Consider the following 13,882-nt stretch of genomic DNA (forward strand, 5'->3'; position numbering starts at 1 on the left):
GCCGTGCTCAGCTCGCGCGCACCACGGTGAACGAGCAGTCGCCCTCCACCACGTCGATCTCCACCTGCTCGCCGACCGTCACCGTGCCGTAGCCGGCCGTGCTCACCCACGGCCAGCGCCCCGCTGCACCCACATGCAGCTCGCCCGTGGACTCGTCGACGCGCACGCCCGAGCGCGCCTGCAGCAGCGTCCACCCGGCCATGGCCCTGGCGTAGTGGTCGCCGCACTCGATCTCGTTGTACGGGTTGCGGCGGCGACCGTCGTGCCGGTTCCAGAGGCCGTCCAGCACCGCGCGGCCCTCGTCCTCCAGTCCCTCGAAGAGACAGTGCGCCGCGACCTGCCACTCGATGCCCGTCCACACCTCGTCCGCATAGCGCGTCGGCACCGCGGGCCGCCCGCCCTCCGGCCACGTGCACATGAGCAGCCCCACGTCCTCCGCGGTGTCGGCGTACACGCGGTAGGGGTGCGTGAAGTCGGCGAACCCGTGCCGCAGGTTCGAGGCCACCACGTGCCGCAGCGCGCTGCGCACATGCTCCCGCGGCAGGATCTCCCCGAGCCCGAGCTGATGCGCCCACCACTGCCCGATCACCTGGTCCGACAGCACGCCGGTGCGCCACTGGAAGTCCTCGGGGTCGCCGTCGTCGAGCACCTGGATGTAGTGCGTGCCGTCGAACAGCTGCTCGTCGTAGCCGGTGGAGCCGCGGCGGAACCGCTCGCGCGCCTCGGTCGCCGCCTCCGCGTCTCCGACGAGCAGCGCGAGCTCCTCGTACGCGCGCAGCGCCGCGAGCCAGAGCGTGCCCATGAAGGTGTTCGCGCCCGCCAGATCGATGTCGTGCGTGCTGGGCTGGATGCCGCGGAGCACGCCGTCGCCGTCCGCATCCCACTTCTCGCGGATGTGCCCGTAGAGCCGACGGAGCTGCGGCCACCGTCGCTCCAGCCACTCCCGCCCTGCGCCGCGCTGCACGTCCCGCAGCGACTTCAGGATCGTCGCCAGCATCCCGTCGAGCGCCGGTTCCTCAGGGCCGCCGATGATCTCGTCGGTCATCTGCGGCAGGTACGTCGGCACGCGCAGCCGGTGCGGGATGGCGCCGTTCGCCGCCTGCATCACGTCGAACTCGGTGTCGCGCATGTCGCGCTCCAGGCTCGGCCAGAGCCCGGCCAGCGCCGCCTCGTACTGCCAGACATGCGTGCAGTTGAGCGGGCAGGAGCCGCCGAAGACGCCCGACCACATCCAGGTCGAGTCGCCGAGCGAGCCCTCGTAGCCGTAGAACCGGCCGTCCGCCCCGATGAAGCACATGGGGCTCCGCACGTACGCGGCCTGCGCCGCCAGGTGCTCGACCTCTCGCGTGTCGAGGCTCGACCCGGTGAGGGTGGACGTCCACCGCAGCGTGCGCTCGGTCAGGTCGTCCCAGCGCCGTTCGACCGTGGCCTGCACGTCGAGCGCGTCGAGGTATCGCAGACCGTAGGCGTTGCCGAGATAGAACCGGGACGACCCCCACTCGGGGTGCGGCTGTCCGAACTGCTCGACGTCGACGAACCGGTTCGGCAGGTGCCAGGAGATCGAGAAGCGGATCGTGCGGGAGGTCCCGGGCTGCAGCGCGAAGGGCACTCCGACCACGCCGAGCCAGGACCGACCCTGCGGGCTGGCGCCGACACCGGATCGCGGGGCGTTGAGCTGCGGGTCGCCGACGGTCGGCGCGAGTGCGAGGCGCGACCGGCCGTCGTTGCCCGCGCGCGAGCGGAGGAACGCGTCGAGGTGCTCCAGCCCGCTGCACCGGGTGAGCACGGCGGCGGTCTCGTCGTCGGCCGCGAGCACGAGCTGCCCCGCGAACGGGTCGCTCTCGTCGAGCGAGGGGTTGTCCATGACCACGCGCGACCAGCCCTTGCCGCGGCGCAGCCGGTTGACGTTGCCGCCCAGCCCCGGGGTGCTCTCGGCGATGGGGGTGATGCCGTCCCACCCGATCGCGTTGAGCAGCGACCCCGCGAGCGTGCCGTGCACCGCGATCGGCCCGGTGTTCGTGAGCGTGAACTCGAACATCCCGGTCGGGATCGAGCTGAACTCGACATCGCGGGGCGCCATCGGGTTGAGCACGCGCATCCGCACCTCGACCGGATGCCGCGGATCGGTCAGCTCGACCTCCGCAACCGGATAGGTGCCGCGGAACGCCGCGCTCTCGAACGTGCCGAACGCCTCGGCCGCCGCGACCATCCACTCCGGCACGTGCGCGTCGGTCGTGAGCGAGGCCTGCGGGTCGGGCACCGGGGCGCCCTGCACCATCGAGATGACGTTGAGCGGCGGCTCGACCTGAGTGACCCGCATCCAGAACCCTGTGCCGGGGAGGGCGCCGAGGTGGTTCGGCATGCCCTGGAGCTGCCACTGCCGCAGCGAGCCGTCGGCGTTCACCGCGAAACCGCCGGTACCGATGCCGCCCACCGGCATCGCGAGCGCGGGGGCCTCGGTGTGCGGACGGAACGGGGGCTGATCGGTCATGATTCTCCTCGTGCGGGTCGGCGGCCGGGGATGAGCGGCGGCAGTGCCACTCCAGCTGCCGCGGCGACCGGCCATGCCGCGGCGACGGACAGGACGATGAGCACGGGTGCCGCGAGCAGCAGCAGCCCGCCGAACCACGTGAGCCCGAGCCACGCGACAGCCGCCGCGGCGGCGAGCGCGCCCACGGGCCCGAGCGGACGACGCAGCGCCGCGACGGCGCACACGACCGCGACGGTGCGCAGGCTCACGTCGTCGCGGGCGGCGGCGACGGGCACCGCGACCACCGCCACGACCGAGAGCACCACCGCCGCGAGCCCCGCGGCGAGCGCGAGCACGGGGAACAGCGGCACCTCCGCCGCCGTGGCGACCGCGCCGACGAGTTGCGCCCACGCCAGCAGCAGCGCGGGGGCACCGGCGCCCAGGGTCACGGCGAGCACGCGGCGGCGCAGGCGCACGCGCGGGCGGTCGAAGAGCCCCTCGTGCAGCGCGCCGAGGGCCCAGGCGGCCGGAGTCGCGCACGCGGCGACCACGAGCACCGGCACCGCGGGTGAGCCCGGTCCGAGCAGCGCCGCACCGAACGCCCACGCCGCGAGCCCCGCAGCCCCGGTCACCCCGAGGGGCGCGAGGGCCCGCCACGCCGCGGCCGGAAGGCGCCGCAGCACCGGGTCGACCGCAGCGGGACCGGAGCCGGCGGCACGCGCGGCCGCCGTCGCAGCGGCAGCGCCCTCGGGACCTGTGGGTGCCAGAGCCCCCGATCCCGCCGCACCGGCACCCGCGTCCACGGCGCTCATCCCTTGAGCCCTGTCGACGCGACGCTCTCCACGATCTGCCGCTGGAACGCCAGGAACACCACGAGCAGCGGCACCACGACCATGGTGATCGCCGCGAACACGATCACGGCGGGGGCGGCCCCGAAGCCGTTCTGCAGCGTGACGAGTCCGAGCGGCAGGGTCATGTTCTCCGGGCTGGACAGGAAGATCAGCGGCCCGAAGTATCCGTTCCACGAGGCCTCGAACCCGAGGATCGCAAGGGCGGCGACGGCCGGGGCCGAGAGCGGGATGAGCATGCGGAACAGGATCCACAGGTGCCCGGCGCCGTCCAGGCGCGCGGCCTCGTCGAGCTCGCGCGGGATGGTCTTGAAGTACTGCGCGAGGAAGAAGATCTGGAACACGTTGATGAGCGCGGGCAGCCACAGCGACGCGAGCGTGTCGACGAGTCCGAGCTGGCGCATCATGATGAAGATCGGGATGATGACCAGCTGCCCCGGCACCATGAGCGCCGAGAGCATGACGACCAGGAGCACGCGACTGCCGCGGAAGTCGATGCGCGCGAAGGCGTAGGCGGCCAGCACCGAGAAGAACAGCGCCCCGACGGTGGAGATGAGGGCGAGGGCGAGCGAGTTGCCGAACTGCTGGAAGAACGGCATGTACTCGAACACGTCGGCGAAGTTCTGCGTCGTGAACGGGACCGGCAGCCAGCGCGGCGGGTCGGCGAAGGCGAACTCCGGCTCCGTGAAGCTCTGCACGATGAGCCATACGAGCGGCGACAGCATCAGGATGCCGAACACGACCAGCACGACGTCGACGATGATGCCGCCGACGCTCGGTCGGTGACGGCGGCGGCGACGCTGCCGTTCGACGCGGGTGAGCACGTCGGTCCGCGGCTCCACGGTGGGGGGAAGGACGGTCATGATTCGTGCACCCACTTCCGGCGGCCGAGGAACTGCAGCACGGTGACGCCCATGATGATGACGAACACCAGCAGCGCGACGGCGGCCGCGTACCCCATGTCGAAGGCCTGGAAGCCCTTCTCGTAGAGGTACATGATGATCGTCGTCGTGGAGTTCTGCGGTCCGCCCTTGGTGATGATCTGGATCGGGTCGAAGATCTGGAACGCGCCGATGAACGTGATGATCGTGGCGAAGAACATGGTGGGCGACATCAGCGGCAGCGTCACGTTCCAGAAGATCTGCCACGAGGTCGCGCCGTCGGTGCGGGCGGCCTCCACCAGCTCGGTCGGCACGGTCTGGAGCCCGGCGAGCATGATGATGAACGTGAAGCCGACCGTGTGCCACAGGTCGATGAAGATGATGGCGGGCATGGCCCACGCGGGGTCGGCGAAGAAGTTGGGCAGCTCGATGCCGAAGGTCGCCGCGTACTGCGCCACGTAGCCGAACGTCGGGTCGAGCACGTACTTCCAGAGCAGCGCCACCGCGGCCCAGGAGATCAGGAACGGGAAGAAGATCGCGACCCGCGCGAAGTAGCCGAGCACGCGGCTGGCGACCCGGTTCACGGCGAGGGCGAGCAGCAGCCCGAACACGAGGTGCGTGACGATCGAGGCGAACGCGAACACGAAGGTGTTCAGCAGCACCTGCGGCAGGATCGGGTCGGAGAACAGCCGCACGAAGTTGTCGCCGCCGACGAACTCCGGGGTGGTCAGCATGTCCCACTTCAGGAACGCGAGCACGATCGCGAAGACGAACGGCCCGGCCACGAAGACGAGGAACAGCAGCAGCGCGGGGCTGACGAACATCCAGCCCGCGGTCGCGGTGCGGCGCCGCAGGAGCTCTGCTCCCGGACGCCGCACCGTGGGGGCGGCGATGCTACTCACCGACCAGCTGCTCCAGCTCGGCCTGTGCCGCGTCGAGGGTCTTCTGCGCCTCCCCCTGCCCGGCGATGATCGTGCCCCACGCCTCCTCGATGACCTTCTGCGCCTCGGCGCCCTGGTCGATCGAGGGGATCGGGGTGGCGAAGTCCATCGCCTCGCTCAGGCGGATGGTGCCTTCCGGGGCGTTGTCGGTGAAGGCGGGCGAGTTGGCGACCGACTCCCGCGCGGGGACGATGGTGCCGCCGATCTCGGCGAAGTAGCTGCCGGCCTCCTTCGACATGAGGAACTTGATGAAGGTCCACGCCGCCTGCTTGTTCTCGCTGTTCTTGGCGATGTTCCAGGCGTCCCAGCCCACGGGCGAGCCGTTCTCGGTCTTGGTGGGCCAGTTCACGACCACGGTCTTGTCGACCATGTCGAGCTCGCGCACGCCGAGCACGGGCCAGCGTCCGCCGCTGAGGATCGCGAGCTTCCCCTGCTTGAACGCGGTGTTGCCGTCGAACTGGCCGCCCGGCTTGGGGGCGAGGCCCATCTCGACGAGGCTGCGGGCGAACTCGGCCGCCTCCACCGCCTCCGGGGAGTTGTACGTCGGCTCGCTCCAGTCGGCGTTGAACGTGCTGCCGCCGTTGGTGGTGAGCCACGGCATCACGTCGACGAAGTAGCCGGAGCCCGCGCCGACCAGGTAGGCCCCGGTCTTCTCCTTGATGGTCTTGCCCGCGGCGACGAACTCGTCCCACGTCCAGTTACCGTCTTCGGGGATGGCCACTCCGGCCTGGGCGAACACGTCCTTGTTGAGGTACATGGCCATGGTGTTGAAGCCGCCGGGAATGAACACGGTCTCCCCGTCCGGGCCGGCCGCGAACTCCTCGTTGAACTTCTGCAGGTTGGGGCTGATGTCGTCCCAGTAGTCGTCGACCACATCCTGGTCCTGCTCGATGTAGGGCGCGAGGTCGGCGAGGATGCCCTTGGAGGCGAACAGCCGCTGCCCTTCCGTGGCGACCTGGATGATGTCGATCTTCTGCCCGCCGGCGAGACGGGTCGCGACCGTGGTGGAGAACGTGGCCCAGTTGCCGCTGGGGATGCCGACGGCCTTGAGCTTGATGTCCGGGTACTGCTTGTTGAACTCGGCGAACAGCGCGTTGAACGCCTTCTGCTGGTCGGCGTCGCCCATGTAGACGAAGTTCAGCTCGCCGCTGTCGGGCTCGCCCTCCGCGCCGGCTCCTCCCCCTCCGCCGCCGCCCCCGGAGCACCCGCTGAGGGCGATGCCCGCCACCACCACGGATGCTGCGACCTTCCACATGCGACTGCGTGTCTTGCGCATTGGTCCTCCTCAGGACGTCACTCGTCTTCGAGTCATGCTGTGCCCCGGCTGCTGCCGGAGAGGGTGCCGACCAGCTCGCGGCGATCCACTCTGATCGGGTATGCGCCACAGTAGGCGAAATCGATTTCATGCGCAATAGTCACGGATCGGGTGCTCATCCGTCGGCGCGGTCGAGGTCGGCGGAGAACCAGAACACGTTGTACGGGTCCCATAGCGACAGGGTGAAGAAGATCCGTCGCCCGTCCTCCGACACATACCGCGGGTCGAGGTACGGCCCGTACAGCCCCGGATACTCCTTCCCCGGCACGAGTTCGAGCGGCTCGCCCCACGGCCCCCACGGGGTGAGGCCCTCCCGGATGTCCGCGTTCCCCGCGTCGGAGGAGGTCATGATCCACCGCTCCAGGTAGGTCGACCACATCACCGACATCTCCCCGACCGTGCCCTCGACCACGACCTCGGCGTCGTCGAGCTCGTCCGACCACACCGGGCTGTCGCCGTCGAGGCCCGCGAAGTACGAGTAGGAGTCCTGATCCTCCACGGCCTCCTCGGTCGCGGGCACCCGCATCAGCCGCACCTCGCCGAAGCGGCCGGACGGGATCGCCCACAGGTAGATCCAGTCCTCGCCGGCCTCGGTCACGGGCGCCGCCGCGAACTGCACGAAGCCGGAGTCTCCCGGCCACTCGACGCCGTCCACCGGCGTCCAGGTCTGCCCGTCATCCCGCGAGACGACGAGAGCGGAGCGGTTCGCATCCCACGCCCCCGGCTCGCCCCAGAAGCTCACGGACATGTAGGAGACGTAGATCGTATCGCCGATCGCGAAGCCCGCCGTGGGGATCTTCGTGACCTCGCCCGAGCCGTCGTTCGGATCGTGGTCGCCCTCGATCAGCGGGGCGGCCAAGCCGATGCCGTCGGCCACCCAGCCGTCGAAGAAGATGCCGTCCGAGGGGTCGTCGTCGGTGCTCCAGGCCGCGACGTTCGACCGCCACTGCCCGCCCTGCCCGCCCGTCGTGCCGGGCGCGCGCTCCCCGAACGTGTCGCCGAAGAAGAACCAGGTGCGGTCGCCGACGGTCGTCATCGAGCCGAGATCCGTCCCGGCGACGCCGACCGCTTCGGTGTCGTTGATGCCCGCCGGCCCGGTCAGCTGCGCGATCTCGGTGAGGCCGGACACCGCCTCCAGTACGAACGGCTTGTCCGAGTCGGGGTCGAGCTCGACCCCTCTTCCCCCGGCGCAGGCGGCCAGCGTGACGGCCAAGGCGGCCGCCCCCACAAGTGTGATCGGGCGACGGGCACGGGCGGCGGACATGCGACTCCTCGGTCAGCGACGGCGTGTGGGAGCCGACGATACCGAAATCGATTTCAGTGCACCAGGCCCTGTGTACGTGATGGATCGCGTCGTGAACGGTCGCTGGCTTCGCGGTCGACGGAGGCCCGCCAGCCCCCGAAGGGACATGACATAATCTCCCCGTCCGGATTCGCCGATATGGATCCGCGCGTGACTTCAGTCCGAACCTGGCCGCCGACGACGACGTGGCGGCGTCCTCACCCGAAGGGCTACCCATTCGATGACCAGACACGGGCAGGCGGTCGCGCCCTTCCCCGAAGACGTGACACCGCACTCGCGCTCCGTCACACCGATCGCCTCCCCGTGATCACGCTCAGTGAGCTGCTTTTCGTCGACGCTCCAGAAGACGCGAAGGGCGAAGACCCCTTCATTTCCGAAGTGGATGCGTTCCTCGAAGCGCAAGTCAATGCCGTGCACTTCGACGCCATCACCGCGACTCTGGGCATCCTGTGCGATCTGCGGACCGCTCTGCAGCTCGACGAAACGAACACGGGACTTCTCGTTCTGCGAGGCGTGAGCCTGCTGGAGTGGTCCGGCGCAACCGGCCGTCCGAGGATGTCGTGGAAGGTGGTGGGCTCCACGGTTCAGCCACTCGGTACGAACCTGGAACTCCACTTCGCACTGACTCCGGCCGCGGATCTCCGGGTCGGCGGGCGAAGCGCTGTCTTCCACTCGCTCGACGTGCCGGCGGTCGGAGAGATCCCCGACTTCACTTCGCATACGGATCAGGAGGTGCGCAGCATGTCCCCACAATGGGACTCCGCCGCGCACATCATCCGCACGACGCCGCTGACACCGCGGCCCGGCGAGGTTTCCCTCTTCGTCAATGGCAAGGGTGCGTGATGGCTGCGGATAACTTCATCGTGCTCGGGTTGGGGGTCGTCCTCCTCGTTCTCGGCCCCCTCGTGGTGCGCAACCGTCAAAGGCTCTTCGATATCACCGCGGACGCCAATCGCGCCCTGGGCGGCGCGGCCGGTCGCGAGGTCGCCAAACGCGGCAGCGCCGCGTGGGTGGGCGCGTGCGGCATCGCGATGATCGTATTCGGGCTCATCGCAATTCTCATGGGCTTGTTCGTGCGGGGCTGAGGGAATGCAGACGTTCACTGTGGTGTGCATCGCCACGGGCATCGCCATCCTCCTCGCGGGAGCCATCATGCTTCTTACACGAACGCGCCTGCTGGCGTTCGTACGCGCACGCTACGCGGCCGTCCTGAGCGAGGATCGGCTCTCCGCGCAGGACGTCGCGCGGAGAATGCCCCGGATGCGCGCCATCATCGTCATCGCAACCGGGTTCCTGCTCTTCGGCGGCGCCCTGTTGACCCTGGGATTGTTTCGAGCGCTGGCGTGACCGCGCAGGAGCCGTCGCCAATCGTGGCCGTCCGCGCTGCACGGGAGGACTGAGGCAGTAGTGGATGCTCAATGCGTTACGGCGGGGACCGCCTACCTCGTGGCGTTTGGTTTCGGAATAGCAGCCGTCGTCGTCAGCCCTTGGCTCGTTCTCGCTATGCGCGCCGCCTACAGCAATGAAGGAGGCTTCCGACGCGGCCTGTTGAATGCGACACCGTTGTGGGCGACCGCTGTCCCAGGTGTCGTCCTGCTGTTCCAGAGCGGCAATTCCCTTGTCGATATCGCGCTGTCCTGCATTCCGCCCAGCCGCCCGGGTGCCCTCGGCGGCGTGGCTCTCGGGGCGGGAGGAGCCGCCGCGGCCATCGCGGTGGTGCGGCTGGTGGCTGGACGCATCCGCGTCGATCGCCGTCGTCGTATCGAAACCCGTGACGAGAGTGCTTCGGCGAATCGGTCGACCGACTCGCCCTCGGGGCCGGTGGCTTGCGACGTTTCGCCCACGCGACGACGCGTCATCGTCGAGTACAGCGTCGCCTATGGCGCGGCGGTTGTCCTCACCATCGCGGGCTTCGCGCTCTGGTAGGCCCATCTGGTCACAGTTCTGCAGATCGCACACCTGCTGGCTTTTCGTGCCCGAGCACTTTCATGCCACAGTGTCGGAAGAAACTCCAACATCGACAGGAGCGGTGAGAATGCCCGACATCAGTGTCGATACGGTCGTTCCGAATCTGATCGTCGCGGTGTTGGGGTTTGTGGTGATCCGCCGCGCCCGTCTCAACGAGTTCGTTTTCTCAGCGCAGAAGTCGATGCTCGGCGAGCGGTACGCGCGCGCATCGGCGGGTCGGCAGACGCCGTGGATGATGGGCACGGTGTGGGTCGGCATCATTGGAGTCGGACTGGCGATGATGGCAGCCGGAGTTGCCGGCGCGATCCGAAACATCGTTCTATGACACGTAGACGTATGTACGGAGCACAGGGATTCGGCCAGGGCGGCTTCCTGTCTTTCCTTCGCGACAACAGGGGCACTTCCGGTGACGTCGATCGTGAGCTTCTCCTGCGGTTGATTCCGGACCTCGATGTCGACCACCTTCCCGAACGGATCGACACCGACGCGGATGGTCTCTTCCATCTGGCGGCGGTCGTCTGGGATGTCGATGAGCGTCTGGCACTGTCGATGTTCCGTGAGGCCGCGGACGCCGGGTCGTGGGATGCCCTTGCTGCCCTCGGCGAGGGCGAGAACTGGCTGGGCGATCACGACCAGGCGGTGGTGCACCTTCGAGCCGCACTCGACCTTCGCCCGGACGGTCACGCACGGCTGGAGGGTCTGCTCGGGGAGAGTCTGGTCCTCAGTACGGAACCCGGCGATCCTCGAGAGATCGAGCGGCTCCTCGCGGCGGGTCTCCAGGACTCTCCGGAGTTCGCGCTTCCGTTGGCGCGGCTCCTGCTGAGTGAGGGACGGGTCGAGGAGGGGCGGACACGAGCGGAGTGGGCCGTCGAGGCCGAGGTGTACGGAGCGGCGCTGCTCCTCGGCAACCTCTTGAGCGAAACGCCGGACAGCACCGACGCCGCCGAAGCGGCGTATTGGCGCGGAATCTCCACCGGCGACGCCCACTGCGCCCACCACCTTGCGGTGCTGCTGCAGCAGCGCGGTGAGGACGAACGCTCCAGAGAACTCCATCGACTCGCCAGGTCGATGGGCGACCCCTCGCCCATCGAGTGACGGGCAGACTTCGTCATGATGATCGCGTCGTTCTCGTCCGCGCAGGCGGAAGCGGGTGAAGCACGGAGTGCATCGACCGGAGCACGGATCGGGGCGCTTCTCTGGGGCGCTGCAGCGACCGGGCTGTTCGTGCTGCTGGGACTCGAGAGCAACATGTGGTGGATCGGTCTGCCCGTCTACGCGTTCGTCGCCGCGGCGCTCGTGCGTTCTGCCTGGCTCGGCGTCTGGGTCTCGCCGGGAGCAGTGAAGGTGGTCTCCTGGTTCCGTACGCAGCGCTTCCGGGCCGGCGAGGTGTCGGCTGTGGAGCTGGTCCCCTACTTCGGCATGGGCGGTGCCTCCGTCGGATGGCTGCCTGTCGTCGGTTCCGTCCGGATGATCGAGGTCGAGCTGACGAGCGGTCGGCGCGTCTGGCTGCCCTCAACCATCGGCAGGCGGAACGGCGTCCTCCGGCTCGCGAGGACGATGCGCGCGGCGCTGGGCCTCAGTATCCATTGACCTCAGCGGTGTGCCGGCAGACGAACACCCGGGCGCGGGAAGGAATGCGTGCATCTCCTTCCCGGAGACCGCAGCCCGTTGCCACTGGTTGACCGACCTCACGGTCGGGAATGATGGGGGTCGTGGAGACAATCACCCTCGACGACGTCGACGACCCCGTCCTCGACCTTCGTACATCGCGCCTCAGCGTCAGTGTGTTCGAGGTGGATGGATGGGTGGACCTCCAGGGCGGACGGCTTCTTTACGAAGCGAGGGACGCCGCCCACCGCAGAGTCGCCTGGCTGAGAAAGGACCCCTGGGAGCGAGTTCCCTTCACCGTGACGATCACCGGCGCTGCCGACTTTCACGTCCACGATCCGGAGAGGCTCGGCACGATCGTGCTGGACAGCGTGACGCAGCGTTCGGACTCCGTCATATTGCGGGGAGTGATTCCGGGCGAGATTCACATCGCGAGGACGGAATCCTCGGCGCCGGTGTTCACCATCGATCGAACGATCAGGCCGGACGATTGTCCACCCTCCTGACAGTTGCCTTCCTGGCAATGGGTGCGCTTCTGGTGACCTCGGCAACCGTCGTCGCAATTCATCGTGGACGCGTGGGGCGGAATGTGAAAGCTGCGGGGATGACGGGCCGGCTCGCGCTGCCCGCATCCGGGGTCGGCCTGGGCGTGAGCCTGATTCAGTTCCTCGTCGCGATCGGTTGCTTCCTTCTCGCCTTCTCTCTACCTCAACGGCTGGGCGATGGCCGAGATGAGGCATCTCTCGTGCGTCTTTTGGAGATGATGTCGCCGTGGGGTGAGGTACTGACGGCTGGCGCGGTCGTCGTAGGTCTCGCCATGAGCATCACTGGTGCAATCTTCTTGAGTCGATGCTGGGCACATCGAGGGACATGGCAGACCGATCGCGGCCTGTCGGGGCTTCCGCGTCTCGACCGCCGCCTGCTCTACGGCAGGAGTGGCCTTCTCCTGGTCGGCGTGGTGGTCTTCGTGGGCGGCGTGCTCCTTCTCTTCTCGACCATCGCATGACCGACTGCCTCGCCGACGCGAAAGGAAGGGAACCATGATGACCCTCGACTACCGGATACGTCGGGACGCGAGCGGAGACGACGTGGCGTGGGCCCGGATCGACGGCGTCTCGCTGGGCTACTGGTGTTTCCTCGGTGACATCGTGCTCACGACGGACGACGCAGACCTCAGTATGCTGTGGGGCTGGGTGCCGACACTCGGCTTTGCTCTCCAGATGACCCACGCAGCCCACAGGATCCAGGGCGGTGAACCGCAGACACTGGAGATCCCCGGATCCGACCAGTGCCTTCGCTTCACCCCGCGTGGCAGACGGATTGAAATCGTCGCCGACTACAGCGAACAGCCGGCTTTCGTCTCAGCACGGGAGCTGGTCGAGGCATCGGATCAGATGCTGGATCGACTGCGCGCGGACGTGGAGGGACGGCATCCGGGCCTCCTCGCCAACCGCCGCTATCGCGACCTGGTCTCCCGAGTGGCACCCAGCTCTCGCCGTTCTCCGACCGACTACCCCGGGCAGAGCGGAGGCTCATGAAGAAGTTCACGCGCACGCTCGGGTGGTTCCTCTTCCTCTCGATTCGCGGGTTACTCCTGTGGGTCCTCGTCCCGGTCGCCGCCCTCTCCTGGCTGTGCGTCCACTCGTGGCTTCAGGGAGCCACACTCCGGCAATCGATCTGCTGGTACGAGATGAACGTCAATCTCGTCATCGCTCGAGGCCTCCTTCGCCCCTTCCTCGGTTCCGAGGTCCGCAGCGCGAGGTTCGTTACCCTTTCGCAGATGGGCGTGCTTCGTCCGCACAAGATCCATTTGCTTCTCACGGCGATCTAGGTGAAAGGACTCACCGTCGAATGATCCTCGGCGTTGCTATCGGGCTCGTGATCGTGACGGTCGGAGCCGCACTTCTTCTCGCCAGGCACGCGTTCTTGCGTTTCGCCCTGCGGTGGTTCCGACGGTTCTACGGTCAGCCCGTGGCCGACACGTTCGAGCATCGCGGAGAGAAGGGGGTCATCGTCGGCGCCGCCGGATCCATCGTGTTCGGCATCGTGCAGATCATCGTGACCGCCGTCGGGCACAGCCGGGCGGGCTTATGAGTCATGCTGCGCGACTCCGCACCGGAGCCGGGGCCGGGCGCCCATTGGGCTGGCTCCCGCCACGGCGCTCAAAAGTCGTCGGCGAGCGCGGTGCCGAGATCGCCGAGGTAGGCGGCCCGGAACCTTTCGAAGTCTGCGACCGCGATGACATTGCGGTTTCCGCGCTTTGACGCTCGGAGCTCTCCCGATTCGATCCTGCGCAGCACGGTCGTGCGGGAGAGCCCCAGCTCGCGGGCGACCTGCTGTGGGGTCATGACCGGCGTCTGCACGTCGATCGTGACGATTCTGCCCGCGTCGAGCTCCGCGGTGATCTTCGTGAGGAGTTCTTCGCGCCACTCCGCCCCGGTGGGCTTCTTCTCGATCTTCATCAAGGTGCTCACGATGGCCTCCTTGGTCAGTTCGCAACGCTATCTGACCATTTTGACACATCTGACACGACCGTGGGGGGGGGGGG

Annotated in this window: 19 protein-coding genes; 12 read left to right on the forward strand and 7 right to left on the reverse strand. The window is 68.2% G+C overall.

Annotation, left to right across the window (positions count from 1 at the left end; genetic code table 11):
• Nucleotides 1–7 precede the first annotated feature (7 nt).
• From M3C17_RS17620 to M3C17_RS17645, 6 genes are all read right to left on the reverse strand, one after another.
• Nucleotides 8–2,491: a non-lysosomal glucosylceramidase gene (locus tag M3C17_RS17620; protein ID WP_259979308.1), complete on the reverse strand. Its 2,484-nt coding sequence runs from the start codon at nt 2,489–2,491 to the stop codon at nt 8–10.
• Entirely contained in the window at nt 2,488–3,282 is a 795-nt protein-coding gene (locus M3C17_RS17625) for a hypothetical protein (RefSeq protein ID WP_259979309.1), read from the reverse strand. The genes M3C17_RS17620 and M3C17_RS17625 overlap by 4 nt, the downstream gene beginning before the upstream one ends.
• Complete coding sequence (locus tag M3C17_RS17630; RefSeq protein WP_259979310.1) at nt 3,279–4,181, reverse strand: carbohydrate ABC transporter permease; 903 nt, start codon at nt 4,179–4,181, stop codon at nt 3,279–3,281. Before M3C17_RS17630 ends, M3C17_RS17625 begins: the two co-directional genes overlap by 4 nt.
• Nucleotides 4,178–5,101 (reverse strand): carbohydrate ABC transporter permease, encoded by a 924-nt coding sequence (locus M3C17_RS17635; RefSeq protein ID WP_259979311.1) that lies wholly within the window; start codon nt 5,099–5,101, stop codon nt 4,178–4,180. Before M3C17_RS17635 ends, M3C17_RS17630 begins: the two co-directional genes overlap by 4 nt.
• On the reverse strand, nt 5,094–6,416 hold the full coding sequence (locus tag M3C17_RS17640) for a sugar ABC transporter substrate-binding protein (RefSeq protein WP_259979312.1): 1,323 nt from the start codon (nt 6,414–6,416) through the stop codon (nt 5,094–5,096). Before M3C17_RS17640 ends, M3C17_RS17635 begins: the two co-directional genes overlap by 8 nt.
• A gap of 154 nt (nt 6,417–6,570) precedes the next feature.
• A complete protein-coding gene (locus tag M3C17_RS17645) occupies nt 6,571–7,719 on the reverse strand; it encodes a DUF4185 domain-containing protein (RefSeq protein ID WP_259979314.1) in 1,149 nt (382 codons plus the stop codon).
• Between the two features lie 342 nt (nt 7,720–8,061).
• On the opposite strand from M3C17_RS17645, the gene M3C17_RS17650 reads away from it, so the two are divergent.
• The 12 genes from M3C17_RS17650 to M3C17_RS17705 all read left to right on the forward strand — a co-directional run bounded on the left by M3C17_RS17650 (nt 8,062) and on the right by M3C17_RS17705 (nt 13,428).
• Entirely contained in the window at nt 8,062–8,601 is a 540-nt protein-coding gene (locus M3C17_RS17650) for a hypothetical protein (RefSeq protein ID WP_259979316.1), read from the forward strand.
• The gene (locus tag M3C17_RS17655) at nt 8,601–8,843 is read left to right on the forward strand and encodes a hypothetical protein (protein ID WP_259979317.1); all 243 of its coding nucleotides are present in this window, start codon (nt 8,601–8,603) and stop codon (nt 8,841–8,843) included. The genes M3C17_RS17650 and M3C17_RS17655 overlap by 1 nt, the downstream gene beginning before the upstream one ends.
• 4 nt (nt 8,844–8,847) lie before the next feature.
• Nucleotides 8,848–9,105 (forward strand): hypothetical protein, encoded by a 258-nt coding sequence (locus M3C17_RS17660; RefSeq protein ID WP_259979318.1) that lies wholly within the window; start codon nt 8,848–8,850, stop codon nt 9,103–9,105.
• A 156-nt stretch (nt 9,106–9,261) separates the two neighbouring features.
• On the forward strand, nt 9,262–9,684 hold the full coding sequence (locus tag M3C17_RS17665; RefSeq protein WP_259979319.1) for a hypothetical protein: 423 nt from the start codon (nt 9,262–9,264) through the stop codon (nt 9,682–9,684).
• A 109-nt stretch (nt 9,685–9,793) separates the two neighbouring features.
• The gene (locus tag M3C17_RS17670) at nt 9,794–10,051 is read left to right on the forward strand and encodes a hypothetical protein (protein WP_259979320.1); all 258 of its coding nucleotides are present in this window, start codon (nt 9,794–9,796) and stop codon (nt 10,049–10,051) included.
• Entirely contained in the window at nt 10,048–10,821 is a 774-nt protein-coding gene (locus M3C17_RS17675) for a hypothetical protein (RefSeq protein WP_259979321.1), read from the forward strand. The genes M3C17_RS17670 and M3C17_RS17675 overlap by 4 nt, the downstream gene beginning before the upstream one ends.
• A gap of 15 nt (nt 10,822–10,836) precedes the next feature.
• Nucleotides 10,837–11,316: a hypothetical protein gene (locus M3C17_RS17680; protein WP_259979323.1), complete on the forward strand. Its 480-nt coding sequence runs from the start codon at nt 10,837–10,839 to the stop codon at nt 11,314–11,316.
• A 122-nt stretch (nt 11,317–11,438) separates the two neighbouring features.
• Nucleotides 11,439–11,840: a hypothetical protein gene (locus M3C17_RS17685; RefSeq protein WP_259979324.1), complete on the forward strand. Its 402-nt coding sequence runs from the start codon at nt 11,439–11,441 to the stop codon at nt 11,838–11,840.
• Complete coding sequence (locus M3C17_RS17690; RefSeq protein ID WP_259979326.1) at nt 11,825–12,340, forward strand: hypothetical protein; 516 nt, start codon at nt 11,825–11,827, stop codon at nt 12,338–12,340. The genes M3C17_RS17685 and M3C17_RS17690 overlap by 16 nt, the downstream gene beginning before the upstream one ends.
• 34 nt (nt 12,341–12,374) lie before the next feature.
• Nucleotides 12,375–12,872, forward strand: a complete 498-nt coding sequence (locus M3C17_RS17695; RefSeq protein WP_259979327.1) for a hypothetical protein — start codon at nt 12,375–12,377, stop codon at nt 12,870–12,872.
• Nucleotides 12,869–13,165: a hypothetical protein gene (locus M3C17_RS17700; protein WP_259979328.1), complete on the forward strand. Its 297-nt coding sequence runs from the start codon at nt 12,869–12,871 to the stop codon at nt 13,163–13,165. Before M3C17_RS17695 ends, M3C17_RS17700 begins: the two co-directional genes overlap by 4 nt.
• A 20-nt stretch (nt 13,166–13,185) precedes the next feature.
• Nucleotides 13,186–13,428, forward strand: coding sequence for a hypothetical protein (locus tag M3C17_RS17705; protein WP_259979330.1), 243 nt, complete (start codon nt 13,186–13,188; stop codon nt 13,426–13,428).
• A 68-nt stretch (nt 13,429–13,496) separates the two neighbouring features.
• Here the strand turns inward: M3C17_RS17705 and M3C17_RS17710 are convergent, their stop codons facing one another.
• The gene (locus M3C17_RS17710; protein WP_259979331.1) at nt 13,497–13,808 is read right to left on the reverse strand and encodes a helix-turn-helix domain-containing protein; all 312 of its coding nucleotides are present in this window, start codon (nt 13,806–13,808) and stop codon (nt 13,497–13,499) included.
• Between the last annotated feature and the right edge of the window lie 74 nt (nt 13,809–13,882).

It is taken from the genome of Microbacterium sp. p3-SID336, assembly GCF_025143365.1.
GTDB lineage: Bacteria > Actinomycetota > Actinomycetes > Actinomycetales > Microbacteriaceae > Microbacterium.

What these genes read in the sequence shown, in the direction of transcription:
- M3C17_RS17675 (WP_259979321.1), top strand. Translation starts at nt 10,048, where the DNA reads ATGACACGTAGACGTATGTACGGAGCACAGGGATTCGGCCAGGGCGGC.
- M3C17_RS17630 (WP_259979310.1), bottom strand. Translation starts at nt 4,181, where the DNA reads ATGACCGTCCTTCCCCCCACCGTGGAGCCGCGGACCGACGTGCTCACC.
- M3C17_RS17670 (WP_259979320.1), top strand. Translation starts at nt 9,794, where the DNA reads ATGCCCGACATCAGTGTCGATACGGTCGTTCCGAATCTGATCGTCGCG.
- M3C17_RS17640 (WP_259979312.1), bottom strand. Translation starts at nt 6,416, where the DNA reads ATGCGCAAGACACGCAGTCGCATGTGGAAGGTCGCAGCATCCGTGGTG.
- M3C17_RS17620 (WP_259979308.1), bottom strand. Translation starts at nt 2,491, where the DNA reads ATGACCGATCAGCCCCCGTTCCGTCCGCACACCGAGGCCCCCGCGCTC.
- M3C17_RS17695 (WP_259979327.1), top strand. Translation starts at nt 12,375, where the DNA reads ATGATGACCCTCGACTACCGGATACGTCGGGACGCGAGCGGAGACGAC.
- M3C17_RS17705 (WP_259979330.1), top strand. Translation starts at nt 13,186, where the DNA reads ATGATCCTCGGCGTTGCTATCGGGCTCGTGATCGTGACGGTCGGAGCC.
- M3C17_RS17700 (WP_259979328.1), top strand. Translation starts at nt 12,869, where the DNA reads ATGAAGAAGTTCACGCGCACGCTCGGGTGGTTCCTCTTCCTCTCGATT.
- M3C17_RS17645 (WP_259979314.1), bottom strand. Translation starts at nt 7,719, where the DNA reads ATGTCCGCCGCCCGTGCCCGTCGCCCGATCACACTTGTGGGGGCGGCC.
- M3C17_RS17660 (WP_259979318.1), top strand. Translation starts at nt 8,848, where the DNA reads ATGCAGACGTTCACTGTGGTGTGCATCGCCACGGGCATCGCCATCCTC.
- M3C17_RS17625 (WP_259979309.1), bottom strand. Translation starts at nt 3,282, where the DNA reads ATGAGCGCCGTGGACGCGGGTGCCGGTGCGGCGGGATCGGGGGCTCTG.
- M3C17_RS17655 (WP_259979317.1), top strand. Translation starts at nt 8,601, where the DNA reads ATGGCTGCGGATAACTTCATCGTGCTCGGGTTGGGGGTCGTCCTCCTC.
- M3C17_RS17680 (WP_259979323.1), top strand. Translation starts at nt 10,837, where the DNA reads ATGATGATCGCGTCGTTCTCGTCCGCGCAGGCGGAAGCGGGTGAAGCA.
- M3C17_RS17665 (WP_259979319.1), top strand. Translation starts at nt 9,262, where the DNA reads ATGCGCGCCGCCTACAGCAATGAAGGAGGCTTCCGACGCGGCCTGTTG.